At 47.4% G+C, this 24,689-nt stretch carries 22 protein-coding genes; 7 read left to right on the top strand and 15 right to left on the bottom strand.

Translation table 11 applies throughout. The features are described 5' to 3' along the window. Window positions 1-18 precede the first annotated feature (18 nt). The 4 genes from HCZ42_RS17980 to pilM are packed head-to-tail and all read right to left on the bottom strand — an operon-like array spanning window position 19 to window position 2,679. Window positions 19-534, bottom strand: coding sequence for a pilus assembly protein PilP (locus HCZ42_RS17980; protein ID WP_167422143.1), 516 nt, complete (start codon window positions 532-534; stop codon window positions 19-21). Next, window positions 524-1,114 carry a type 4a pilus biogenesis protein PilO gene (locus HCZ42_RS17985; RefSeq protein ID WP_053410161.1) on the bottom strand — a complete coding sequence of 197 codons (591 nt, stop codon included), beginning with the start codon at window positions 1,112-1,114 and terminating at the stop codon, window positions 524-526. The genes HCZ42_RS17980 and HCZ42_RS17985 overlap by 11 nt, the downstream gene beginning before the upstream one ends. Then, a complete protein-coding gene (locus tag HCZ42_RS17990; protein WP_167422144.1) occupies window positions 1,107-1,694 on the bottom strand; it encodes a PilN domain-containing protein in 588 nt (195 codons plus the stop codon). The genes HCZ42_RS17985 and HCZ42_RS17990 overlap by 8 nt, the downstream gene beginning before the upstream one ends. Then, window positions 1,684-2,679: a type IV pilus assembly protein PilM gene (gene pilM / locus HCZ42_RS17995; RefSeq protein ID WP_167422145.1), complete on the bottom strand. Its 996-nt coding sequence runs from the start codon at window positions 2,677-2,679 to the stop codon at window positions 1,684-1,686. The genes HCZ42_RS17990 and pilM overlap by 11 nt, the downstream gene beginning before the upstream one ends. Before the next feature lie 140 nt (window positions 2,680-2,819). Between pilM and HCZ42_RS18000 the strand changes: the two genes are divergently transcribed. Further along, a complete protein-coding gene (locus HCZ42_RS18000) occupies window positions 2,820-5,333 on the top strand; it encodes a penicillin-binding protein 1A (protein WP_167422146.1) in 2,514 nt (837 codons plus the stop codon). 52 nt (window positions 5,334-5,385) lie between these two features. Here the strand turns inward: HCZ42_RS18000 and oxyR are convergent, their stop codons facing one another. Then, entirely contained in the window at window positions 5,386-6,288 is a 903-nt protein-coding gene (gene oxyR, locus HCZ42_RS18005; protein WP_167422147.1) for a DNA-binding transcriptional regulator OxyR, read from the bottom strand. Between the two features lie 169 nt (window positions 6,289-6,457). Here oxyR and HCZ42_RS18010 point away from each other — a divergent pair, with 169 nt between their 5' ends. Beyond that, a complete protein-coding gene (locus HCZ42_RS18010) occupies window positions 6,458-7,186 on the top strand; it encodes a glutathione peroxidase (RefSeq protein WP_167422148.1) in 729 nt (242 codons plus the stop codon). Between the two features lie 125 nt (window positions 7,187-7,311). Then, the gene (locus tag HCZ42_RS18015; protein WP_167422149.1) at window positions 7,312-8,769 is read left to right on the top strand and encodes a dihydrolipoyl dehydrogenase; all 1,458 of its coding nucleotides are present in this window, start codon (window positions 7,312-7,314) and stop codon (window positions 8,767-8,769) included. A gap of 47 nt (window positions 8,770-8,816) precedes the next feature. On the opposite strand, the gene HCZ42_RS18020 is transcribed toward HCZ42_RS18015, so the two are convergent. After that, window positions 8,817-9,164, bottom strand: a complete 348-nt coding sequence (locus HCZ42_RS18020) for a RidA family protein (RefSeq protein WP_053396533.1) — start codon at window positions 9,162-9,164, stop codon at window positions 8,817-8,819. A gap of 67 nt (window positions 9,165-9,231) precedes the next feature. Here HCZ42_RS18020 and HCZ42_RS18025 point away from each other — a divergent pair, with 67 nt between their 5' ends. After that, the gene (locus HCZ42_RS18025; protein ID WP_167422150.1) at window positions 9,232-9,486 is read left to right on the top strand and encodes a DUF3624 domain-containing protein; all 255 of its coding nucleotides are present in this window, start codon (window positions 9,232-9,234) and stop codon (window positions 9,484-9,486) included. A 160-nt stretch (window positions 9,487-9,646) separates the two neighbouring features. On the opposite strand, the gene argH is transcribed toward HCZ42_RS18025, so the two are convergent. The 4 genes from argH to argC form a co-directional block, all read right to left on the bottom strand. Beyond that, a complete protein-coding gene (gene argH, locus HCZ42_RS18030) occupies window positions 9,647-11,521 on the bottom strand; it encodes an argininosuccinate lyase (protein ID WP_167422151.1) in 1,875 nt (624 codons plus the stop codon). A gap of 248 nt (window positions 11,522-11,769) precedes the next feature. Then, entirely contained in the window at window positions 11,770-12,981 is a 1,212-nt protein-coding gene (locus tag HCZ42_RS18035) for an argininosuccinate synthase (protein ID WP_167422152.1), read from the bottom strand. Window positions 12,982-13,062: 81 nt separating this feature from the next. Further along, the gene (argB, locus tag HCZ42_RS18040; protein WP_167422153.1) at window positions 13,063-13,854 is read right to left on the bottom strand and encodes an acetylglutamate kinase; all 792 of its coding nucleotides are present in this window, start codon (window positions 13,852-13,854) and stop codon (window positions 13,063-13,065) included. A gap of 22 nt (window positions 13,855-13,876) precedes the next feature. Next, a complete protein-coding gene (gene argC, locus HCZ42_RS18045; protein WP_167422172.1) occupies window positions 13,877-14,881 on the bottom strand; it encodes an N-acetyl-gamma-glutamyl-phosphate reductase in 1,005 nt (334 codons plus the stop codon). A 154-nt stretch (window positions 14,882-15,035) separates the two neighbouring features. On the opposite strand from argC, the gene argE reads away from it, so the two are divergent. From argE to HCZ42_RS18060, 3 genes are all read left to right on the top strand, one after another. Next, complete coding sequence (argE, locus tag HCZ42_RS18050) at window positions 15,036-16,172, top strand: acetylornithine deacetylase (RefSeq protein ID WP_167422154.1); 1,137 nt, start codon at window positions 15,036-15,038, stop codon at window positions 16,170-16,172. 242 nt (window positions 16,173-16,414) lie between these two features. After that, entirely contained in the window at window positions 16,415-19,048 is a 2,634-nt protein-coding gene (gene ppc, locus HCZ42_RS18055; protein ID WP_167422155.1) for a phosphoenolpyruvate carboxylase, read from the top strand. A gap of 425 nt (window positions 19,049-19,473) precedes the next feature. Beyond that, window positions 19,474-20,013: a PadR family transcriptional regulator gene (locus tag HCZ42_RS18060; RefSeq protein ID WP_167422156.1), complete on the top strand. Its 540-nt coding sequence runs from the start codon at window positions 19,474-19,476 to the stop codon at window positions 20,011-20,013. Between the two features lie 115 nt (window positions 20,014-20,128). On the opposite strand, the gene cysE is transcribed toward HCZ42_RS18060, so the two are convergent. The 5 genes from cysE to epmA all read right to left on the bottom strand — a co-directional run bounded on the left by cysE (window position 20,129) and on the right by epmA (window position 24,375). Beyond that, on the bottom strand, window positions 20,129-20,950 hold the full coding sequence (gene cysE, locus HCZ42_RS18065) for a serine O-acetyltransferase (protein WP_053410175.1): 822 nt from the start codon (window positions 20,948-20,950) through the stop codon (window positions 20,129-20,131). A 34-nt stretch (window positions 20,951-20,984) separates the two neighbouring features. Then, the gene (gene gpsA, locus HCZ42_RS18070) at window positions 20,985-22,019 is read right to left on the bottom strand and encodes an NAD(P)H-dependent glycerol-3-phosphate dehydrogenase (protein ID WP_167422157.1); all 1,035 of its coding nucleotides are present in this window, start codon (window positions 22,017-22,019) and stop codon (window positions 20,985-20,987) included. Between the two features lie 175 nt (window positions 22,020-22,194). Then, entirely contained in the window at window positions 22,195-22,665 is a 471-nt protein-coding gene (gene secB, locus HCZ42_RS18075; protein WP_167422158.1) for a protein-export chaperone SecB, read from the bottom strand. Between the two features lie 158 nt (window positions 22,666-22,823). Beyond that, entirely contained in the window at window positions 22,824-23,258 is a 435-nt protein-coding gene (locus tag HCZ42_RS18080) for a rhodanese-like domain-containing protein (protein WP_167422159.1), read from the bottom strand. Window positions 23,259-23,403: 145 nt separating this feature from the next. Continuing rightward, on the bottom strand, window positions 23,404-24,375 hold the full coding sequence (gene epmA / locus HCZ42_RS18085) for an elongation factor P--(R)-beta-lysine ligase (protein ID WP_167422160.1): 972 nt from the start codon (window positions 24,373-24,375) through the stop codon (window positions 23,404-23,406). Window positions 24,376-24,689 lie beyond the last annotated feature (314 nt).

Below are 24,689 nucleotides of genomic sequence, written 5' to 3' on the forward strand. Positions count from 1 at the left end.
CATCTCAACCTACGACATCTATTTAAGCGCTAACTTGACGTTACGTTTATTCCAACAACCTAACCCGTCGGGAAGTGTTTCATTAATCTGTAAAAACTTATCTGTCACTCGCGTGACCTTTCCGTTGTTCAAACCGATATAGTGGCCAGCATTGACGCGTACCACGTTACCTTTTGGCGTTTGCACCAATGCGGATACTTGACCGTTGCCACTCATCACCCCGGTCAAACGCAGTTTGCTCAGCGGGTATTTCTCCAACTTACCGCTCTTGGCACGTTTCGCTGGCTGCCAACAATCTTTCTTCGCCACCGGTTGATTCAATACCAACGCCGCTTGAGGCAACACAAAAGGTTCGCGCTGTTTGTGGGCGAAATAAGTCGACGTTTTAAAGTCGATGACCGGTTTCAGCGCTACCACATCCTTGCGCGCTTTGCGCTCCACTTGTGCGATGTACTCATCGAGAGGCTCTTGGTTTGCCTTACAACCGACCAACACCATTAGCAGCGATATCACTGCTAGGCTTTTACTTTTCATCTTCTACCTCCGGCTTAAACTGGTAGGTATAAGCGCGAACACGAAAGTGCAGCGTGCTACTTTCCTGACTGACCCGTTGCCAATCGATGTCATCAAAGTTGATGATTCGAGGTAATTCAGCAATCGCTTGTGTAAAATCACCGATATTGTGGTAGTCACCAGTCAGCTCGATATTGAGCGGCAAACGATAGAGAAACTCTTGGTTTTGCTTTTCACCCCAGTCGATTCGGGTAAATGTGAGGGAGTTTTTCAGCCCCACCTCGTTCACCGACGCCAACATGTTTGCCAATTCCTTTTGCACCGGAAGCTGACGCGACAAGTAATCGTAACGTTCTGACAACTCATCCAATTGTTCTTTGAGTTTTGGCAGTGTCGCCGCTTTATTGGCTTTGATCGCGACGGTGGTTTTCAGCGTTTGCTCTTTTTGCGCTAACCCTTCTAACGCTTCCAGTTGCGGCTTAAGGAAAAACCAATAGCCCGCGCCCTGTAAAATCAGCACCATCAATACCACCATGACAACTTGCGGTATCAGCGGCCATTCTGGGATTTCTTCGAAATCTAACTCGGTGTAGTTAGCCATTGTTCACCTCCTGGGCAGGAATCGGTGTCGGTTTCGCAGGGATAAAAGAGAACGAGACGTTAAAAGTTTGGAATTTTTTGCCAAATCTGCGCTTACCGTGCACGATGGAGTGCATTTCCACATTGCCGACCAGCGGCGAGCTCTCTAGGTTGTCGAGCATGGTCGCTAAACGTGATGTGGTATCACTGATGCCAGAAAGACGAATATGGGTGCCATTCATTTTGATTTTGTCGACATAAACGCCTTCAGGGATCAGAGGTGGTAATAAGTTCATGAAATCAGTCGGCTTATTGCGCTTCATCTGCAGTTTTTCCACCACCGCCAGACGGGTCAGCAGCGCTTTGTGTTCCTGCTCGACCTTCTTCAACGCGTCGATCTTTCTATCCAGTTCAGCGATATAGGAGTTGAGATACTGCAGACGAGCTCGTTGTTCGTTCGCCTGTCCCTCGATATACGCCCCCATGCCCCACTGCAAGATAAATGCAGCCAAAAGACCGAGTGCAACGATGCCAAAGAAACGATTCTTATGACGCGCACGCAGCTCGTCACGCCAAGGAAGTAAGTTAACGCTATGCAGCATGAGTTTGCTCCATCCAGTTCAATCCTCTTAACGCCAAGCCCGCCGCAGTGGCGTAAACATGGCCAGAGCTAAGTTGACCGCTCGCTTTTGCACTACTGGCGTCAAACAGGTTGAGTGGATTCAGTACTTCACATTCGATATGTAAGCGCTGAGCGATCTCTTCACTCAACATCGGCACACTCGCACCACCACCCGATAACCAAATTCCTTCAATTTCGACGCCATGAACCGAAGTCAGCAGTTGAATGTTGCGTTGCAGCTTCTCAACCAATCCATGAAAAAAACGCTCGCTTTGCCCATGCATCACGTGTTCTAACTGCTCATCACCTTTTATCAACTGTGTACCGAGCGGAATATCTTTACAGAAAGGGGCTTTGTCTTGCAGATCCATGCAAACTGAGGACTGGCTCAACCCAACGTCGAGCAACAACCAGTTTGGCTTTTGCTGTACACGAGAGGCAACTTGCCAAATATGGGTCAGACTGTGCGCTTGAATCTCAACCAGCAAAGGTTGGTACCCAGCTTTAGTGACGGCTTGAATTCGACTGTCTACAACCTCTTTTTTCGTCGCATACACTTGGTAGCTACTCATCGTCTGGCCACTGCCAGATTTGGGTAACTCGATAAAGTCCAAGTTCAGTTCCTCAACGGGAAATGGGGACTGATGTGAAAAAGCCTGAACTATCGCGAACTCGCGTTCTTGTGTATCAAGTTCGCTATCTATCTGTAATACTTTACTAATTACAGCGTTATCAGGGATCGCAAGTGCGACTTTACGACTAAATAGTGGTAAGGACTTCCTTAGTTCTTTGAGTTTCTTTACAATTTTCTGATAATTTAGCAGGTGGTTATCAGAGAAAATGTCTGCTTCGATTGGTAGCTCTTGATAACTAACAAGTGTAAATGTGCCTTTTGAGGGCTTGAGAGCAACCGCCTTGATACTGTGGTGACCAATATCAACGCCTATAACTAGAGATTTACCCATACAGCTTCGCTCCATGCTTTGCTTAGCTCTATGTGCTTAAATTGAAAGTTTTCACACGCACATTAACCAAAAGAGCTAAGGTTTTAGCTTAAAGTACAAGGGTTTGCATAAAGTGAACCTAATTAATCAGGGATTCTCCGGTGAAGTTCATAAAGCGATTGTTTATATTTACACTGGTTTGCATGATTCTTGGAGTCGGTACAATTTTCGGCTTCTATTTTTATGTCAAACCAGAATTACCCGATGTAGCCACTCTGAAAGACGTGGAACTACAGACGCCAATGCAGGTATTTAGCCGTGACGGTAAACTAATATCTCAGTTTGGTGAGAAGCGTCGCATCCCGGTGACGTACGACGAAATTCCTCAACACCTTATCGAAGCGTTGATTGCGACCGAAGACAGTCGTTTCTATGATCACCCAGGTATCGATCCAATCGGTATTACCCGTGCGGCGGTGGTTGTCGCGTTGTCTGGCTCGGCGAAACAAGGTGCGAGTACCATTACTCAACAGCTTGCGCGTAACTTCTTCTTATCTAACGAGAAGAAGATCATGCGTAAGATTAAAGAGATCTTCATCGCGATCCACATTGAGCAGCTACTGACCAAACAAGAAATCATGGAGCTGTACGTTAACAAAATCTTCCTTGGTTATCGTTCATACGGCTTCGGCGCAGCTGCGCGTGTCTACTTTGGTAAAGACCTGCAAGACTTGACGCTGAGCCAACTCGCTACGCTAGCGGGTATGCCAAAAGCTCCGTCAACGATGAACCCAATTTACTCACTAGAGCGCGCGACAAACCGTCGAAATGTGGTGTTAGCGCGTATGCTGGATGAGAAATACATTACTCGAGAAGAGTATGACCAAGCGCGTTCAGAAGCGTTGATTTCTCGCTACCACGGTGCAGAAATTGAACTCAACGCGCCTTACGTTGCAGAGCTTGCTCGTGCTTGGATGGTGGCTCGTTACGGTGAAGATGCGTACACCTCAGGTATGAACATCTACACAACGGTTGACTCTAAACTCCAAGCGGCAGCGAATGAGTCTGCCGTCAACAACTTATTGGCGTACGACGAACGCCACGGTTACCGCGGCCCTGAGACGGTACTGTGGAAAAATGGTCAAGCGGCGTTCGACCAAGAGAAAATCGAATCGACACTGGCGAAAGTACCGACTTACGGTCCTTTAACGCCAGCGGTAGTGACTAAAGTTGACAGCAAAAGTGCGACCGTTTGGGTTAAAAACCAAGGTGAACAGACCATCGAATGGGATGGCATCAAATGGGCACGTAAGTTCTTAACTGATGAGCGTCAAGGCTCAGCGCCAAACCGTGCCAGCGATGTGATGAAAACCGGTGAGCAAATTTGGGTTCGCCAGGTCAGCGATACGACAGAAGGGAAAGAGAGCACTCAGTGGCACTTAAGCCAAGTACCAAACGCCAACACCGCATTTGTCGCAATGAATCCTGAAAATGGCGCGGTATTGTCTCTGGTAGGCGGTTTTAACTTTGTACACAACAAGTTTAACCGCGCCACTCAGTCTGTTCGTCAGGTGGGCTCAAGTATCAAACCATTTATTTATTCGGCGGCGATCGATAAAGGCTTAACGTTGGCGACATTGATCAACGACGCACCGATTAACCAATGGGACCAAAGCCAAGGTACAGCATGGCGTCCAAAGAACTCACCACCGACTTACGTTGGTCCAACACGTCTGCGTATTGGCCTTGCTCAATCGAAAAACGTCATGGCGGTACGTGTGCTGCGTGAAGTGGGCTTAGACGAAACGCGTGAATACCTCACTCGTTTTGGTTTCAACATCGACCAGATCCCTCGCTCTGAAACCATTGCGTTGGGTGCAGGCAGTTTGACGCCAATGAAAATGGCTCAAGGTTACTCTGTCTTCGCCAATGGCGGTTACTACGTCGAGCCGTACTACATCGAGAAAGTCGAAGGCCCATTCGGTGACCTAGAGTTTGAAGCAACACCACAAGTCGTTTGCCGTAAAAATTGTCCGAAAGGCGTGACTTCTTTGGATGATTTCCAAGAGCAAGATGTCGACGGCAGTGAAGACACACCACGATACGCGCCAAAAGTACTCTCTGAGCAAACCGCATTTATGGTTCGTGAGATGATGTACAGCAATATTTGGGGCGGAGGCAACTGGCGTGAAGGCACTGGTTGGAACGGTACTGGCTGGCGTGCTCAAGCACTTGAACGTCGCGATATCGGTGGTAAAACGGGGACCACTAACGACTCAAAAGACGCGTGGTATACCGGCTACGGACCAGATGTTGTCGCGATCTCTTGGGTCGGTTTTGACGATCACAATCGTGCTCTTGGTCGAACAACGCCAAACCGTAATCTAGATGGTAAGCAAGTATCTGGCGCTGAAGCGGGTGCCAAGACAGCCCAACCAGCTTGGGTGGACTTTATGCGCATTGCACTTGATGGTGTGCCGGAACAAGAAAAACAGATCCCGAATAATGTCATTCGTGTTCGTATTGACCGCGACACGGGTTTGCTGACCAACAAGAATGATGAGACGGCAATGTTTGAATACTTCGTCGAGGGCACCGAACCAACAGAGTACGCGTCGAGCCAATCGAGCGACAGTATCTATACTTCGGAAGACGGCACTGAAGAGCTGTTCTAAATCGACTGAAACAAAAAGGGCTGATGTTTACGCATCAGCCCTTTTTTATTTTCTACGCCGCCGCTTGGTACTTAGCGAGCTGTTCTTTTATCGCTTTCGCCAGTTGCTCAAAACGCGCTCTTAGCGGAGAGCCAGGACGGTACACTAAGACAATCCGACGCGAAGGAACTGGATTAGACGCTTTGATGTAGCAAACGCCGTCTTTCTGTTTCTCTTTTGGCAACGAAAGTTCCGGTAGCAACGTAATGCCCGCGCCCGCAGCCACCATATTTCTTAACGTTTCTAAACTCGTCGCTTTAAAACGTTCGTCGTCTTTTGCCCCGGCCGCAAAACAAAAGCCCAATGCTTGATCACGCAAACAATGACCGTCACCTAAAGAAAGCACGGTGCGTCCTTTGAGGTCGTGCATGTCGACTTCATCTAAATCTGCCCACTCGTGACCATAAGGCACAGCGACGCTGAGTGGTTCATCGTAAACGTCAATCTCTTTAAACTGCTCGGTTTCCGCCACCGACGCCAAAACCAAGCAATCGAGCTTACCGTCTTCTAACTGATCGACCAACTGGTTGGTTTGTGCTTCATGTAGAAACAGCTCTAGTTCTGGGAACTGTTCTTTCAACGCGGGAATGATCCGCGGCAAGATATAAGGCCCGACCGTCGGGATAAAGCCAATATGCAACGGGCCGGTCATCACCCCGTTTTGCCCGCTGGCCATATCTTTAAATGTTTTGACTTCGCTGAGAATACGCTTGGCCTGATCCACCAACTGTAAACCCGAGTCGGTAAACAACACTCGGCGACTGCTTCGCTCTAATAAAGTCGTCCCGAGCTCATCTTCCAGCTTACGAATCTGACCACTTAACGTTGGCTGGCTGACAAAGCACGCCTCTGCCGCTTTGCGAAAATGCTTATGCTCAGCAAGTGCCACCAAGTATTCAAAGTCACGAATATTCATTGTTGTTTTCCATATTCAATTAGATAGAAACCACCTATCAAAACCATAACATCAAACGATTAGATCTATCAAAGAGTTTTTTTAATAATCAACTCAACGAAAAGATACAGAGCAGCGTATAACAAAACGCTCTAGAAACGATTTATAAAAAATTAAAAGGAAACGATTCATGTTTGCAACGAAAGAAGGCCAAAACATCCCTCAAGTAACTTTCCCAACTCGCCAAGGTGACCAATGGGTAAACGTCACAAGTGACGAACTATTTAAAAACAAAACGGTGATTGTCTTTAGTCTACCGGGCGCATTCACGCCAACTTGTTCTTCTAGCCACTTACCACGTTACAACGAGCTGTTCCCGGTGTTTAAAGAGCACGGCGTAGACGCAATCTTGTGTGTTTCCGTTAACGACACGTTTGTGATGAATGCGTGGAAGCAAGAGCAAGAAGCAGAACACATTACCTTTATTCCAGATGGTAACGGAGAGTTCACCGACGGTATGGGTATGTTGATCGATAAAAACGAGCTGGGCTTTGGCAAACGTTCATGGCGCTACAGCATGTTGGTAAAAGACGGCGTGATTGAAAAGATGTTCATCGAACCAAATGAACCGGGTGACCCGTTCAAAGTGTCAGATGCCGATACCATGCTCAACTACATCGCACCGGGCTTTAAAACACAGGAATCGATCACCGTATTTACTAAACCGGGTTGTCCGTTTTGTGTGAAAGCGAAACAAAATTTGATTGATAAAGGTCTTCAATACGAAGAAGTGATCCTAGGAAAAGACGCAACAACCGTGAGCCTACGCGCTATCACTGGCCGCGCAACTGTTCCTCAAGTATTCATCGGCGGTAAACATATCGGCGGTAGCGAAGAACTTGAAACTTACCTAGGCTAATACTCAGAGCCCTCGGTCTTCCGACCTAGCAATGGGTCGGAGGATCTCTTCTTTTTAGACTTCTGATTTCAAATTCATTCCTCCAAACACGCGCATCATTGGAGGGCACAACACGAGAGTTCATTATGAAGCAGCTAAACGTTGATGTCGCCATTATTGGTGGCGGTACCGCAGGCTTAGGGGCGTATCGCGCCGCCAAAGCACACACAAACAATGTCGTACTCATTGAAGGAGGTCCTTACGGCACAACGTGTGCACGCGTTGGTTGTATGCCATCAAAACTACTGATTGCAGCGGCGGAAAGTGTCCACCAAATTGAAAAAGCGCCGGGGTTTGGTGTTCATCCACAAGGCGAGATCAGGATCGATGGTCGTGAGGTTATGGACCGCATCAAACATGAGCGTGACCGCTTTGTTGGATTTGTCCTAGAAAGCGTGGACGAGATCCCCACATCAGACAAAATTTCAGGCTACGCAAAGTTTGTTGATGGTCACACGCTGCGTGTCGACGAGCATACTGAAATCCACGCAGAGCGAATCGTTATCGCTACGGGCTCACGCCCGGCCTACCCTGCTGTCTGGAATGAACTGGGCGACCGCCTTGTCGTCAATGATGATGTTTTTGACTGGGATGACTTGCCTGAAGCGGTTGCAGTATTTGGTCCCGGAGTGATTGGTCTCGAATTGGGACAAGCGCTTCATCGACTCGGGGTTAAGGTTAAGCTGTTTGGCCTCGGTGGTCAGGTGGGGCCACTCACAGACCCACAAGTGATGGCTTACGCAGACAAAGCGTTTAAACAAGAGTTTTATCTGGACGCTGATGTCAAAGTCGAAAGCATGAAACGTCTCAATGACAGCGATAAAGTTGAGATTCAATTCATCAACCACGATGGTGAACTCGAAACCTTTGTTGTTGACTATGTACTCGCGGCGACAGGGCGTCGTCCAAATGTTGACAAACTGGCGCTCGAAAACACCGAGATTGTTGTGGATGAACGTGGTGTGCCGACTGCAGACCATTACACGCTGCAAACCTCGGTCGAGAATATCTTTATCGCCGGTGACGCAAGCAATCAAATCCCACTGCTGCACGAAGCCGCTGATCAGGGAAAAATTGCCGGAGACAACGCTGGGCGCTACCCAGACATTCGATCAGGCTTACGACGCTCACCGATTTCTGCGGTCTTCTCTGACCCACAGATAGCGATGGTGGGTGAAACTTACCGACAACTTGAGACGCGTTTGGGCAATTGCAGCTGTTTTGAAACCGGCGAAGTGTCATTTGAGAATCAAGGCCGTTCAAGAGTGATGCTGCGTAACCAAGGAATATTGCACGTCTACGGAGAGCACGGTACAGGGCGTTTTCTTGGCGCGGAGATGATAGGCCCGAATGCTGAGCACTTAGCGCACCTTCTGGCTTGGGCACATCAGAACAAGATGACGATTTCAGAAATGCTGGACATGCCGTTTTATCATCCAGTGATTGAAGAAGGCGTTCGCACCGCCTTACGTGACCTTAACGCGAAACTGCACCTAGGCCCAGAAATGGTGAAGCACTGTTTGGATTGCGGTCCTGGTTGTTAACCCTAAAGTTCAAAAGTAAAAACGAGCCACAAGGCTCGTTTTTCTGTTTACTTTTCAGCGGCAATGACCGAGATTTCAACCAGCAGCGCGTCGCGTGCCATATCAGCAGTGACACACGCACGAGCCGGAGCGTGGCCTTCAGGAACCCAAGCGTCCCAAACCGCGTTCATTTCTTGGAAATACTGCATGTCTTTTAGGTAAATCGTCGCTGAAAGCATGTGTTCTTTGTCACTGCCAGCTTCTAGGAGTAATTCTTCCACTTTATCCAACATCGTTTGTGTCTGTTCGGTAATACCTTGTGTCGCGTCAGCACATACCTGACCACATAGGTAAATGACACCGTTGTGTTTAACGATACGACTCATACGTTGTTTAGTTTGTTGGCGTTCTATCATTTTTCTCACTTTCACATTTTGGTTGCGGTATTCTAAGAGTCGGTATGTTACAGAAATATCAAACACCATGACATGTCATAACTGTGAACAATCTCATTGGTTCTGGAAAAAGATTGGCCGTTGCCAACGCTGCATGGATCAACTGACGGTACTTTCGGTACTTTGTTGGATCGTTTGGTGGTTTCTCTGCCACGATAACCCTAAAAGTATTGAGTCTATTGCGTTGATTTTTGCTGGATTTGCGTTTAATACGCTACTCGCCCTGCACCTTTGGATGCGTTTTGTCATCCTGCCATGGCGCAAACGGAATAGTAAAAAGTAGTAGATAGAAAAAAGCCCCAAAACCAATATCGGTCTTGGGGCTCTCTTAGATTTGTCTAAGAAAAAGCAGTGGTACTTTAATAGACCCCGCCTTTTCTTAAAGGTTCCTAAAAATCGATGATCTTTTGGATCTTTTTTTGAAAACCTTTTTATTCAGTACGTTATGCGACGTTTGAACGAGCGATGACTTTCTCAACCAGATTGACTTCTAGTGCAACCTCGTCACAAGCATGTTGGCGTGGGCACTGTTCGCAGTCTTTTAGCACTTTTTCTGGTAACAAAGACTTAGACGTCGGTAAGAAGCTTTGCTTCATAAAGAACTCTGGCGTGCGAGTCAGAACGAACACTTTCTTGATCGCCATTTGGCGCGCTTTTTCAACCAAGTATTGTACGATCGCAGTGCCCTGTCCTTGGTGTTGCCACCCAGCTTCAACCCCGAGAGAACGAATCTCCGCAAGGCCTGAATCGTACACGTAAAGCGATGCACAACCTGTCACTTCGCCATGATGTTCCGCCACCGCAAACGAGCCGATGTCTCTCACCAGTTCACTTCTTGAGCGAGGAAGGTTTTCGCCCATGTTCGCCCAGTACGTCACCATTCCCTCGAGCGCTTCAATATCGGTCAGACGCGCTGGACGCACTTTCACAGTGGATGTATCTCGTTTAATCAAACGGGATTCTGCCTGCTCAACCGCGTACGCGACTTGTTTTGGAGACACGCCACCTAATGCACTACGTTTCTCTAAACACGAGTCGATGGTGAGAATCTCGTAGACGTCCGCTTCAATCACTGGAGAAAACTCTTTCAGCTCAGCAATCGATAGCTCTTCTAGTGCACAGCCTTTCGCAATCGCGCCAACGACCGCAACACCGACAATATGGTGCGCTTCACGGAAAGGAATACCTTTCGCCACTAAGTAGTCAGCCAGCTCAGTTGCATTCGCATAACCTTGTTTCGCCGCTTCCAATGTACGTTCGCCGTTGACTTTGATCCCGTCAAAACACAGCGCTGCCATTTCCATACAGTCGTTCCACGTATCCAGCGCGTCAAACAGGCCTTCTTTGTCTTCCTGCATGTCCTTGTTGTATGCCAGCGGTAACGCTTTTACCGTCATCATCATCGCTGCTAGAGAGCCGTAAACACGCCCCGTCTTACCACGGATAAGTTCTAGCGCGTCTGGGTTCTTCTTTTGTGGCATCAGCGACGAACCTGATGTAACTGTATCGGCTAACTCAATGAAGTTTGACTCACCCGAGTTGTAGAAAATCATATCTTCAGCGAGGCGTGACAAATGCAGCATTGAGATCGATGCGACTGACATCAACTCCATTACATGATCGCGGTCAGAAACTGAGTCAAGCGAGTTACGAGTTGCACGACGGAAACCCAAGTTGTGCGCCAGTTTCTCACGATCGATTGGGTACGCTGTACCTGCCAATGCACCAGAACCCAATGGGCATGTATCCAAACGTTCAATCGCATCGTGTAGGCGTGAATAGTCACGTTCAAACATTTCAACATAAGCCAAACACCAGTGAGCAAACGTTACTGGCTGAGCACGTTGCAAGTGGGTATAACCCGGCAGTACGGTGCCTTGATGCTGTCTCGCGACTGAAACCATTTGTGACTGCAGACGGTCGAGCGCCATGAGTAGTTGTTGACCCTGCTGGCGACACCACAGTTTAAGGTCTGTCGCGACTTGGTCGTTACGTGAACGACCTGTGTGAAGCTTTTTGCCTAAATCACCCACTTTGCTGATCAATTGCTGTTCCACCCACGAGTGGATATCTTCAGCATCAGAGCGCAAAATCTGATGTGGATCTTCCATCACTTCGAGTTTGAGCTCATTCAGTGCTAACTCGAGCTTTTGCTGTTCTTCTTCACTCAGCACATTCACAGACAACAGTGCTTTTGACCAAGCTATTGAACCAACAATATCTTGCTCAGCCAATCGGTAATCGAAGCGCAATGAATCGTTGAATTCTTTGAATCTAGTATCTGCTGCTTGGGTAAATCTTCCGCCCCATAATGCCATTGCGTATCTCCTGATTACCAGTGCTCACTGCTGCTACTGGCAGTGACTTTACCTATACAATCTCTGAATGAAATTCAGTATTCTTTTGATGGTTCAAAGTTACGGCAATTCCAGACAAAAATAAAGTATTAATTCATTATTTTTACATATTTATTCAAACTAATTTTGTTCAGTTTTCTGTACGCTAAAAATGAAAAACCCGCCTTCAAAAAGGCGGGCTTTACCAAGTAGCAAGAGATCTTTAACTACTATTTCTGACTATTTAGTGCACGGATACGGCTCGACAGAGAGTAAAGACGGATAAAGCCTTCCGCATGAGATTGGTCATACACTTCATCTTCACCAAAGGTCGCAAACTGTTCACAATACAAGCTGTTATCAGAACGTTTTTGTGTCACAGTCGCTTGACCTTTGTAGAGTTTCACGACGACTTCACCGTTAACGTCTTGCGCTAACTCTTCAGAAGCAGCAAGGATAGACTTACACAGTGGTGTAAACCAACGGCCATCGTAAACCAAGTGTGACGCTTTTAGGCCTAATTCTTCACGGAACTCAAATGACGATTTATCCAACACAAGTTGCTCAACTGCGCGCAGAGCTTCCATCATGATGGTGCCCCCTGGGGTTTCGTAACAACCACGAGACTTCATACCCACAAGACGGTTTTCTACGATATCGATACGACCAACACCGTGTTTTGAACCTTTGTCATTAAGGTAGACCAGCGCGTTGTATGGTGTCATTTTCTCACCATCAACCGCGACCACTTCGCCTTTCTCTACTTGTAGAGTGACATATTCAGCTTCGTTTGGCGCTTGCTCTGGGTCAACTGTCCATACCCAGCAGTCTTCGTTTGGCGCATTCCATGTATCTTCCAGCACACCACCTTCTGTTGAGATGTGCCATGCGTTTGCGTCACGCGAGTAAATTTTAGTTAGCGATGCGCTACATGGGATATTGCGCTCTGCTAGGAAATCCAGACATTCTTCACGGCTCACTAGATCCCACTCACGCCAAGGCGCTATCACGTGTAGATCTGGGGCAAGTGCGGCAAACGCACCTTCAAAACGAACTTGGTCGTTACCTTTACCAGTACAACCATGACACAGTGCATCAGCACCAACTTTACGTGCAACTTCAACCTGTGCTTTGGCGATGATAGGACGTGCCATTGAAGTACCCAGCAGGTATTTACCTTCGTAGTACGCACCTGTCTTCAACGTTGGGTAGATGTAGTCTGCGACCATCTCTTCTTTTAGGTCAACGACGTAACATTCTGATGCACCTGACGCTTTTGCTTTTTCTTCGATACCGATCAGTTCTTCATCACCTTGGCCGACATCAGCAACGAATGCGACCACTTCACAATCATAGTTCTCTTTCAACCATGGAATGATTACTGAGGTATCCAGACCGCCAGAGTATGCGACAACTACTTTATTTACTTCTACTTTGCTCATCTTCTTTTCTCCAAAATCCCGGCGCTGCGCTTGGCGGTCAGTGCTACGGGTACTTCCTATTAATTCTGTATTTTTTAACGCTTATTGCGGTAAAAACTGTGTTCCAATGCTTTGTCCAGCGAATAGCTCAGCGAGTTTTTCTGGGTAACGCCATGTCGCCACTTCAATTGGGCGACCTAAGTCGTTAGCCGCTTCTAGCGCTGCATTCACTTTGACGATCATGCCGTCGGTAATCACGTGGCCCTTAATTAAGGCTTCCGCTTGCGACTGGCTGAGACTCTTGATCAAGTGACCTTTGCCATCCAGTACACCGCTCACGTCTGAAAGCAGCACCAATTCAGCGTCTAACGCTCCAGCCACGGCAACCGCCGCTTGGTCGGCATTGACGTTCATCATCTGGCCATCAGCCGTTAGGCCGATTGAGCTGATGATTGGCAACGCACCCGCTGACAAAATTGCTTGTAGCACGTCTGACTTGCCTGGCGTTGCTTTGCCCACCGCACCTAGCTCTGGGTCAAGTTCTGTCACTTGGCACAAACCACCGTCCGCTAGACTTAATCCCACTGCATTCAAACCATCTTTGATAGCTTGACCTTGCAGCATCTTGTTCGCTGTACCTGCAAGCGCACCAGCGATGACGCCAATTTGATCGTAAGGCGTTACACGTAGACCATCTTTCTTCACTGTTGGCAGTTGAAGTTGGGTCATTAGATCGTCCACCAGATAACCTCCCCCGTGGACGATCACAATTCGTCGCTGAGCTTGAGCTTGATACTCAGCAATCGCGCCAAATACCTTACTTAGAGTCTCAGAACACGACAGCGCTGCGCCGCCTAATTTGATCACTAATGGAGTTTGATTGTTATCTGTCATCACTTTTCCTTTGCCTACTCGCTTATACAAGGGCAGTTAATTCTGGAAATCCGAAGTGGATGTTTAAACATTGCATCGCTTGACTCGATGCACCTTTTAGCAAGTTATCGATCGCAGAGACCACAATGATATGCTCGCCTTGCACCTTCCAGCCGATATCGCAGAAAGGCGTATTCTCAACGTTTTGAATACTTGGCAGTTCGTCCGTCAATAAACGTACTGCTGGTTTACCTTGGTAAGCCGATTCAAATGCGTCTTTTACTTGTTGTTCTGTGACACCTTGAGCTAACTTCATCGTGATCGTCGCTAAGATGCCTCTTTTGAAATTACCTAAGTGTGGTGTAAAGATGACATCACAGCCTAAATGCGTGGCAATTTCTGGTTGATGACGGTGGCTAAACACACCGTAGGGTTTTAAGCTCACTTCACAAAAGCTGTTATTCAGCGTCGCTTTTCTGCCTGCGCCTGAAACCCCACTAGTCGCGTTGATCACTGGCCATTGCGCCGTATCAATTAAGCCACTTTCTAGTAGTGGTTTGACTGCTAGTTGCGACGCGGTTGGGTAACACCCCGGTACTGCCACTAGTTGGCTCTGCTTCACCTGCTCTGCGTTCCATTCAACCAAGCCATATGCAGAATTATCGAGTAAAACGTCATATTTATGCTCAAAGCCGTAATATTTCGGGTAGAAGCCTTCTTGCTTAACGCGGAACGCTCCCGATAGGTCAAACACTTGGCAGCCCTGTTCTAAGAACGCCTGAGCGAGGTCATGGCTTACTTCATGCGCGGTCGCGAAAAATGCCACATCACATTCTCTTGCTACTTTCTCAACGTCTACTAATGGCGCTACTGCTACGTCCACCAGCCCAGCCAGCTTACGGTGAAGCTGTGAAATGCTTTTTCCTGCGTCAACACTATTGGCGGAAACATATAAACCTGATAGCGTGAGTTCAGGGTGTTTGTGCACCATAAGCGCAAGTTCTGCTCCGGTATAACCAGTTGCGCCAATGATCGTGGTTTTCAGCATTTCAGACATCCATTTTCGTTGAAAAAAGCCACTCAAATAGTGACTACAAATTTACTAAAACACAGCTTTTAACGGTTTTTTATTCATCAAAAGTGATTTATTATGTGTTTTACCTTCTTAGCGAATTTATGTCAACAGGGAAAGTAAACTAAATATGCAATTACCTAGTTTTAAAGAGGTCTACAGCGGCCTGATTTCTACCTCTTCAATTAGCTCTACTGACCCAAGTTGGGATGAAGGAAACGCGCAAGTAATTGAAAAACTAGCGACATGGTTAAAAGACGTCGGCTTTAGCGTCGAAGTCACCGAGGTTGAAACCGGCAAACTCAACCTGATCGCGAAAAAAGGCAGCGGCGAGGGAGGCCTACTTCTGGCAGGGCACAGTGATACTGTACCGTTTGATGAAGGGCGTTGGAATTTCAACCCTCATCAGTTGACTGAAACGGACAATCGTTTTTATGGACTAGGTACTGCGGATATGAAAGGTTATTTCGCCTTTATTATAGAAGCGGTAAAAAAGGTCGATTGGAGTAAACAAACTAAGCCACTCTATATTTTGGCAACTTGTGACGAAGAAACCACCATGTTGGGCGCACGTCATTTCACCGAAAATGCACCATTTCAACCGGATTACTGCATTATTGGTGAGCCAACCAGCCTAATTCCGATTCGCGGACACAAAGGTCATGTAGCGAACGCTATTCGTGTCACAGGCAAATCGGGGCATTCTTCGGATCCGGCTTTGGGCGTCAATGCCATCGAGATCATGCACGAAGTGCTGTTTGCGCTCATGAAACTCAGAGATAAGCTGATCAAAGAATACCACCACCCTGGTTTTGCGATTCCAAGCCCTACTTTGAACTTGGGGCATATTCATGGCGGCGATAGTGCCAACCGGATCTGCGGCTGCTGTGAATTGCACTACGATGTGCGCCCATTACCGGGCATCAGCTTGGATGGATTAGACAACATGCTGAGGGGCGCACTGAAAGAAGTCGAAGCCAAATGGCCGGGACGCGTTGAAATCACTCCGCTACACGAGCCCATTCCAGGATATGAATGTCAGCACGACCATCCGTTTATTGGGGGGGTTGAAGAGATCTGTGGTCTGGATTCTCAAACCGTTAACTACTGTACCGAAGCGCCATTCCTCCAGCAACTGTGCCCGACTCTAGTATTGGGTCCTGGTTCGATTGACCAAGCCCATCAGCCAGACGAGTTTTTAGCATTCGAATTTATCGACCCGACCATCAATGTGCTGTCAAAAGCGATGTACAAATACTGCTTCTAGCCCCACTAAAGGTCATCGTAAGTACGATGACCTTTGCCTTAATACTCGACCCATCCCCATGCTGATTTTGTAATAAAATTTCAGCAACTTTGACTAAAAATCGTTGCTTACTAAATTTGTGTCTAGTTGAACAATATTTGCAAACTTTGCATGCGATAATTGACTCGAAGCAACATTTTTCGCTAGATTGGTTACCGAACAAAAGAACATTGGATGTAATTTTTTTACAAGGCAGGACGACAATGAATGAGAAATACTCTGCACTCAGAAGCAATGTGAGCATGCTGGGACATTTGCTCGGTAACACCATCAAGGATGCACATGGTGAAGAGCTTCTAGAGAAAGTAGAAACGATCCGTAAACTTTCCAAGTCCGCTCTCGCAGGCAATCAATCAGACCGAGAAAGCTTGATTGAGGAAATTAAGAGCCTGCCTAATGATCAGCTCACCCCGGTTGCACACGCATTCAACCAGTTTTTGAATCTGACCAACATGGCCGAGCAGTACCATACGATATCTCGCCATTGTGACGCACACGTCTGTGAACCGGATGCGATCAACTCTCTATTCTCCAAACTGAGCCAAAGCAAAATCAGTAAACTGGATACGGCGCAGGCGGTTCGCGATCTCAACATTGAACTGGTACTGACCGCGCACCCGACAGAAATCACCCGCCGCACGATGATCCACAAGTTGGTTAAGATTAACAAATGTCTATCAAAACTAGAGCTTAGCGACCTATCGCCAAAAGAGCGCCAAAAAACAGAGCGCCGCCTAGAACAGTTAATCGCGCAAAGCTGGCATTCAGATACCATTCGTAAGCAACGACCAACCCCGCTAGATGAAGCGAAATGGGGCTTTGCTGTGGTAGAAAACTCACTTTGGGAAGCGGTGCCAGATTTCCTTCGTGAAATGGATGTTCGCCTTAAAGACTACCTCGGTGAAGGTCTGCCGATTGATGCGCGCCCAGTACACTTTTCCTCTTGGATGGGTGGTGACCGAGACGGTAACCCATTCGTGACACACACAGTCACTCGTGAAGTGATGTTGCTGTCTCGCTGGAAAGCTGCCGACCTTTACCTCAGTGACGTCAACGAACTCGTTAGCGAACTGTCGATGACGCGTTGTAATGACGCAGTACGCGCTCTAGTTGGTGAAGACGAACACGAACCTTACCGCGCGGTACTCAAAGGCCTACGCTCACTGCTCACCGAAACCAAAGAGATTCTGGACGCTAAGATTAACGGTCAGAAACTGGCGGTGAAAGCACCACTACAACGTATAGAACAGCTTTGGGAACCACTGTACGCCTGTTACCAATCGCTGCACGAGTGTGGCATGGGCATCATCGCAGACGGTTCGCTGCTTGATACGCTACGTCGAATCAAAGCGTTTGGTGTACATCTGGTGCGTCTGGATATTCGCCAAGAAAGTACTCGCCACTCAGACGTACTGTCTGAGCTGACTCGCTACCTCGGTATCGGCGATTACGACCAGTGGAGCGAGCAAGATAAGATTGCCTTCCTAACCAACGAACTGGCATCGAAACGCCCACTGCTACCTCGTGACTGGCAACCATCCGAGCCGGTTAAAGAGGTTTTGGACACCTGTAAGATTATTGCTCAACAGCCACGTGAAGCGTTTGGCGCTTATGTGATTTCGATGGCGCGTACTGCCTCTGACGTTCTGGCGGTTCACCTATTGTTGCAAGAATCAGGTTGCCCATACCGTATGGATGTGTGTCCACTGTTCGAGACCCTCGACGACCTGAACAATGCGGAGTCGGTTATCAAACAACTGATGAGCATCGACCTTTACCGTGGCTTTATCCAAAACCACCAAATGGTGATGATCGGTTATTCCGATTCAGCTAAAGACGCTGGCGTTATGTCTGCAGGTTGGGCGCAATACCATGCGATGGAATCATTGGTTAAAGTCGCCGAAGAAGAAGGTGTTGAACTGACACTATTCCACGGCCGTGGTGGTACGATTGGTCGCGGCGGTGCGCCTGCACACGCAGCTCTGTTGTCTCAGCCACCGAAGAGCTTAAAAGGCGGCCTACGTGTCACAGAGCAAGGTGAAATGATCCGCTTTAAGCTTGGCTTGCCAGAAGTCGCGGTCAACAGCTTTAACCTGTACGCAAGTGCAATCCTTGAAGCAAACCTGTTGCCACCACCAGAGCCAAAGCAAGAGTGGCGCGACCTAATGAACGTGCTGTCAGAAGTAAGCTGCGAAGCCTACCGTAAAGTGGTACGTGGTGAGCCTGACTTTGTTCCTTACTTCCGTCAGGCAACGCCTGAACTGGAGCTAGGAAAACTACCGTTAGGTTCACGCCCTGCGAAGCGAAATCCAAACGGCGGCGTAGAAAGCTTACGTGCGATTCCTTGGATTTTCTCGTGGAGCCAAAACCGTTTGGTACTGCCAGCATGGCTAGGGGCAGGTGAAGCAATTCAATACTCAGTAGATAAAGGCCACCAAGCACTACTGGAAGAAATGTGTCGTGAATGGCCATTCTTCTCGACTCGCTTAGGTATGCTAGAGATGGTGTACACCAAGTGTAACCTCGAAATCTCGCGCTACTACGACGAACGTCTTGCGAATCCTAAGTTGCTACCGCTGGGTGACCGCCTACGTGAACAACTACAGAAAGACATCAAGTCAGTTCTGAACGTAGAGAACAACGAGAACCTAATGCAAAGCGACCCATGGGGGCAGGAATCGATCCGTCTACGTAACATTTATGTCGAGCCACTCAATATGCTACAAGCTGAGCTGCTCTATCGTACACGCCAGACAGAAGATACCTCTTCTGAATTGGAAGAAGCGTTGATGGTCACCATTGCCGGCATCGCCGCGGGCATGCGAAATACCGGTTAACGGACTAGTTATCCAAAAACTAAGGTTGGCATCATCGCCAACCTTTTTTATAGCTATGACTTGCACTTGATTATTTTACAGTCAATCAATCTAATATAAGAACAATTAATACCACTTACCAGAATCTATATCTGATACTTTAGTTTATTTAGAAAATCATAAGTTTTTTGGTATATTTTGTCCTTCTATTCCACTTTATGCTTATTATTTAGATATACTACTCGCCCTCTGCACTACTTATAAAAATACCCACAGTGCAGCACTTCGATACTATGTATATCGATCTAGGTGATAAACGGCTTTTTTAAGGTGACATGGCCAACTTTGTTGGCGCTGCTTAAACAACCACTGATGACAAGTGCCATAGAAGCACAACAGTACCTAAGCAGTTAATTTTGTTTATTAACCAAATTTGGATTGAAGACATGTCATTACCACACGTTATTCTCACAGTTCTTAGCACACGCGATGCAACTGGTTACGATATCACTAAAGAGTTTTCCGCTACCATCGGCTACTTTTGGAAAGCGAGCCACCAGCAAGTTTACCGCGAGCTCAACAAAATGGCTCAAAATGAGTTGGTTACTTGTGTATTAGAGCCTCAAGAAGGCAAACCAGACCGTAAAGTTTATTCCATCACTGACGCTGGCCGTATTGCGCTTGGCGAATGGTTCGATCAACCAACAGCACACCCAACAGTGCGTGATGAGTTTTCAGCAAAACTCATGGCTTGCGCTGTACAACCTTCTGAACCTTTCCGCGTGCAATTGGCGGAGCTGGTAGAAGAATCACGTAAATTGGTAGCTCACTACCAAGAAATTGAAAACGCTTACTACTCTTCAGCTTCAACGCTAGACAAACAGCAACGTTTAGAGCGCCTAACACTGCGTCGTAACCTGCTTACCCGTCAAGCTTGGATCGAGTGGGCAGAAGAAGTTCTTGTTGAACTGAATTCTATGGCTTAATCACAGAACATCAACGCCTTAATAGAGAGCATCACTTTGCTTTCTATTGCTGGTGCCAAACAAAAAGAGCTAACCCAAGGGTTAGCTCTTTTTTTATCAAAATCTTTAAGTGAAGCTAGATTCCATCGCCGCCGATAAAGCTTTGCGACTTGCCGTTAAACTGCTGGTCCATGTCCAGAGACGGTTTATCGGTCTTAGGACGACCAACAATCTTCGCTGGAACCCCCGCAACCGTAGTGTGCGCAGGTACAGGTTGTAATACCACAGAGCACGAACCAATCTTCGCTCCCTCTCCCACTTCGATATTGCCCAGGATCTTAGCCCCAGCACCGATCATCACGCCTTCGCGGATTTTCGGGTGACGGTCTCCGCACTCTTTACCGGTACCGCCTAAGGTTACGTCCTGCAGAATCGATACATCATTTTCGACCACCGCAGTCTCACCGATCACAATCCCAGTGGCGTGGTCGAGCATGATACCGCGACCAATACGCGCCGCCGGGTGAATATCCACCTGACAGGCAACAGAAATCTGGTTTTGCAGATATGTCGCCAATGCAATACGCCCTTGACGCCATAACCAGTTTGCCACTCGGTAGCCTTGCAACGCGTGGTAGCCTTTGAGGTAAAGCAGCGGCATTGAATACATGGAAACCGCCGGATCTCGATTCACCGTTGCACAGATATCACAAGCCGCTGCTTCCGTGATTGTTGGGTCAGCATTGAATGCTTCTTCAACCACTTCACGTACTGCCATTGCTGGCATCGACGCAGTGTTTAGCTTATTGGCAAGAATGTAACTCAAAGCTGAAGCTAAGCTATCATGCTTAATAATCGTCGCATGGTAAAAGCTCGCCAGCATTGGCTCTTGTTCGGAGAGCTCTCTTGCTTCTCGAACGATCGCTTGCCAGACTTTCTGTTTTTCGCAATGTTTCATCAAAATCCCTAATCCCTAGATGTTGCGTTCGCGGTTATGCTTCTGCTTTCTTATCTCGTGCCAGCAAATCTTTTGCTGCCAGTCTTGCATCCTTTCCTTGATACAATACTTGATAAATTTGGTCAACAATCGGCATCTCTACGCCCATGCGTTGCGCCAACAACCACACCTCTTTTGTGTTGCGATAACCTTCCACTACCTGACCGATTTCAGTCTGTGCGGTATCAACGTCTTTACCCTGTCCTAAAGCCAGACCGAAACGGCGGTTGCGTGATTGGTTATCTGTACATGTTAGTACCAAGTCCCCCAATCCTGCCATACCCATAAAGGTCTCGGTTTGTGCGCCTAGAGCTGCGCCCAGACGCGTCATTTCAGCTAAGCCTCGGGTAATCAATGCGGTACGCGCGTTTGCGCCAAAGCCGATTCCGTCAGACATACCTGCACCAATCGCAATCACGTTCTTCACCGCGCCGCCAAGCTGCATGCCGGTAAAGTCACTATTAGCGTAAACTCGGAACGTTTTGCTACAGTGAATTTTCTCTTGTAGGTCAGCGACAAACTCGGCATCAGGTGATGCCACCGAAATTGCTGTCGGCATTCCCATCGCCAATTCTTTGGCAAATGTAGGCCCGGATAATACTGCCAACGAGTAACCTTCACCGATCACATCGTGTGCAACGTCTTTCAGCAGTCGGCCGGTTTCTGGCTCTAGACCCTTAGTTGCCCAGCAGATACGTGAGTCTTCGCGCAAGAAAGGTTTGACGTTATTGAGCACGATACCAAACACATGGCTCGGTACTACCACCAATAAATCACGGCTTGCTTGCACCGCTTTCTCAAGGTCAGATTCGACAATTAACGATTCTGGAAAATCGATACCAGGTAAAAACTCATGGTTTGCGCGGTCGGCTTCAAGACGAGCCATATGTTCAGGTTCGTGTCCCCAAATCACCACATTCGCACCATTACGAGCCAACGAAATCGCTAACGAAGTTCCGTATGAACCAGCACCTAGGACTGTCATCGAAATCTCTTTGCCGTAAGCATTCTTGCTATTTTTATCTGTCATTGTTCCGCCTGATTGTCGTTAATTGACTAGAATCCAGTTCTTAGCACCCAGCAAGCTATTAGGGGCATTAAGAGTTGAACTCTGAGGGCTAGTTTGAAACAAAAAATGCACATCGCATCGTTATCATAGATGCTCTGTGCATTTTTTCACTCGCTGTTGATTCAGAGCGAGCTAATTACGCTTCAGCTTCGCCTTCGCCTTGTGCAGCTTGCTGCTGTAGGTAGTTCATAAACAGAGCATCAAAGTTAACTGGTGCTAGGTTTAGTTGAGGGAACGTACCTTTAACCACTAGGCTAGAGATAGTTTCGCGAGCGTATGGGAATAGGATGTTCGGGCAGAACGCACCTAGGCAGTGTGCTAGTTGACCCGCTTCCATTTTCTCAGCGGTGAAGATACCACCTTGCTGAACTTCACATAGGAATGCTGTTTCTTCAGCGTTTTTCACTGTCACTGTCAGACGCAGCACTACTTCATAAACACCTTCGCCTAGTTCACGGCTTTGTGTGTCTAGGTCTAGCTTCACATCTGGGTTCCATTCTTTTTGGAACATAGTTGGTGAGTTAGGCGCTTCGAAAGATACATCTTTTAGGAAGATACGTTGAATTGCGAAGTTTTGCGATTCTTGTTGTGGTGCTGCTTCAGCCATTTTTAAAATCCTTTAATCCTTGAATTACGTGTCTGCTTCGAGACTAACCGAGAGACGTTTTGAAGACTAGGTTTCCACTAAAAATCGTGGGAGTGTTCACATCTCTCTCAGTCAAACGCTGATTTTTCAATCAGCGTTTCAGGTATTCGGTGAGTGAGTTACTTCTTGCCTTTGACGAGCGGTAGGTTCGCTTCGTTCCAAGCAATCAGACCATTCTTAAGCACGCTGACTTTTTCAAAGCCCGCTTTAACTAACAGGTTAGCGCTCTCTTGAGCTGTCTGACCTGACTTACATACCACGATGATTGGGTCAGATTTGTGGTTTTCAAGGTTACCAAAGCTACCTGCTTTAATGTCAGAAGGTAAAATGTGAAGTGCATCGGTAATATGGCCTTTGCGAAATTCATCTTTCGTACGGATATCGACGACTACACCGTTTTCGCGGTTTAGCAGGGTCGTTACTTCTGAAACGGTGATTTCTTTATACGCTGCGGTGGCTGATTTCACGATGTTCGCGATAAGGGCAATCAATAGACCTACCCATACCAGAGATAGAATCATGTTCTCTTGAAAAAATGCGATGTACTCTTGCATGTCCTGTGCTCTTCGATGATAGCGCTGCCATCCAACTTACAGGAAATAAGCAGCGCTAGGCTAAAATTCAGATTGGGAGTATAACGAGGATGGAGTGCCTACGCGAGTCAAAAGCACTCAGAATAAGAATCTGTTGCACATTTCCTTACGCACGAGGGAAAGGAAATGCGGTGACTTGATCAATATGGTCGCAACCCAATGACAGCATAATCAGGCGATCAATCCCCAACGCCACACCCGCGCAATCCGGCAAACCCGACTTAAGCGCCTCAATCAGATGATGGTCAATAGGCTGAGCTACGAGCCCCATTTCTGCACGCTTGAGATTATCCTCTTCAAAACGTTTGAGTTGCTCAGCCGGATTGTCGAGTTCGTGGAACCCATTCGCCAATTCGATGCCCTTAAAGTAAACCTCAAAGCGATCCGCGACTCTTGGGTCTTGAGGGTTAATCTTCGCTAAGGCGGCTTGCGATGCAGGGAAATCAAAAACAAATGCCGGGGTGTCCTGACCGATTTTTCCTTCGACGCCGATACTAAACAGCAGTTGCAATAAGGTGTCACGGTCTTGCTCTGGCTCAGCGATATCACTTAAACCCAGTTCGGAAGCCACGCGTTTAAGCTCAGCCATACTCGCCTCAAGCGGACAAACGCCAAGCACCGAGAGAAACGCCTGCTGATAACTCATGCGCTGCGCATCACCACAACCAAGCACAAGCTGCAAAAGTTCGTCCATCTCATCCATCAACTGGTGGTGGTCAAAGCCAACACGGTACCACTCTAGCATCGTAAACTCTGGGTTATGATAACGACCGTTTTCTTCATTGCGAAAAGACTTACAGATCTGATAAATACAGCCACTGCCTGCGGCCAGTAGTCTTTTCATATGGAACTCAGGACTGGTCATAATATACAGTTTACGCCCATCAGCATAATCTGGACCGACGAATTCAGTTTGGAAAGTATGCAGATGAATATCAGTCACCGTGGCGTGACTCATCGCTGGCGTGTCCACCTCTAGCACATTTTTATTGGCAAAAAACTGACGAATGGTTTGGATAACCTTCGCCCTTGATCTCAACTGCTCGATACTTGCCGTCGGTTGCCAGTTCATACTCATACCTCAAACACACAAATTTCGGCAAAAGTACCATTATTGGAAGGCTTTGCAAGCAGAGTTTTTGCTGCCAACAAGCGCAAACTTTACGTATTACAGTCAATAATTATTAGTTAACGTTATCGATTATTAAACTCCTGGGCCAACAAGCGCAACATCTTTGTAACAGCGGTAGTTTAAGACAAAAACGCGCCAAAGACATGTGCCGTGATAGCTATCACATATCCTATATTTTTTATGCCTTTATATGCATTTCCGAAGCAAAAACCTAAATACGTCAATTTTTCTATCATGGTGCTCTTCTACACTGACTCTAC

This window comes from Vibrio hepatarius (assembly GCF_011806575.1).
Lineage (GTDB): Bacteria > Pseudomonadota > Gammaproteobacteria > Enterobacterales > Vibrionaceae > Vibrio > Vibrio hepatarius_A.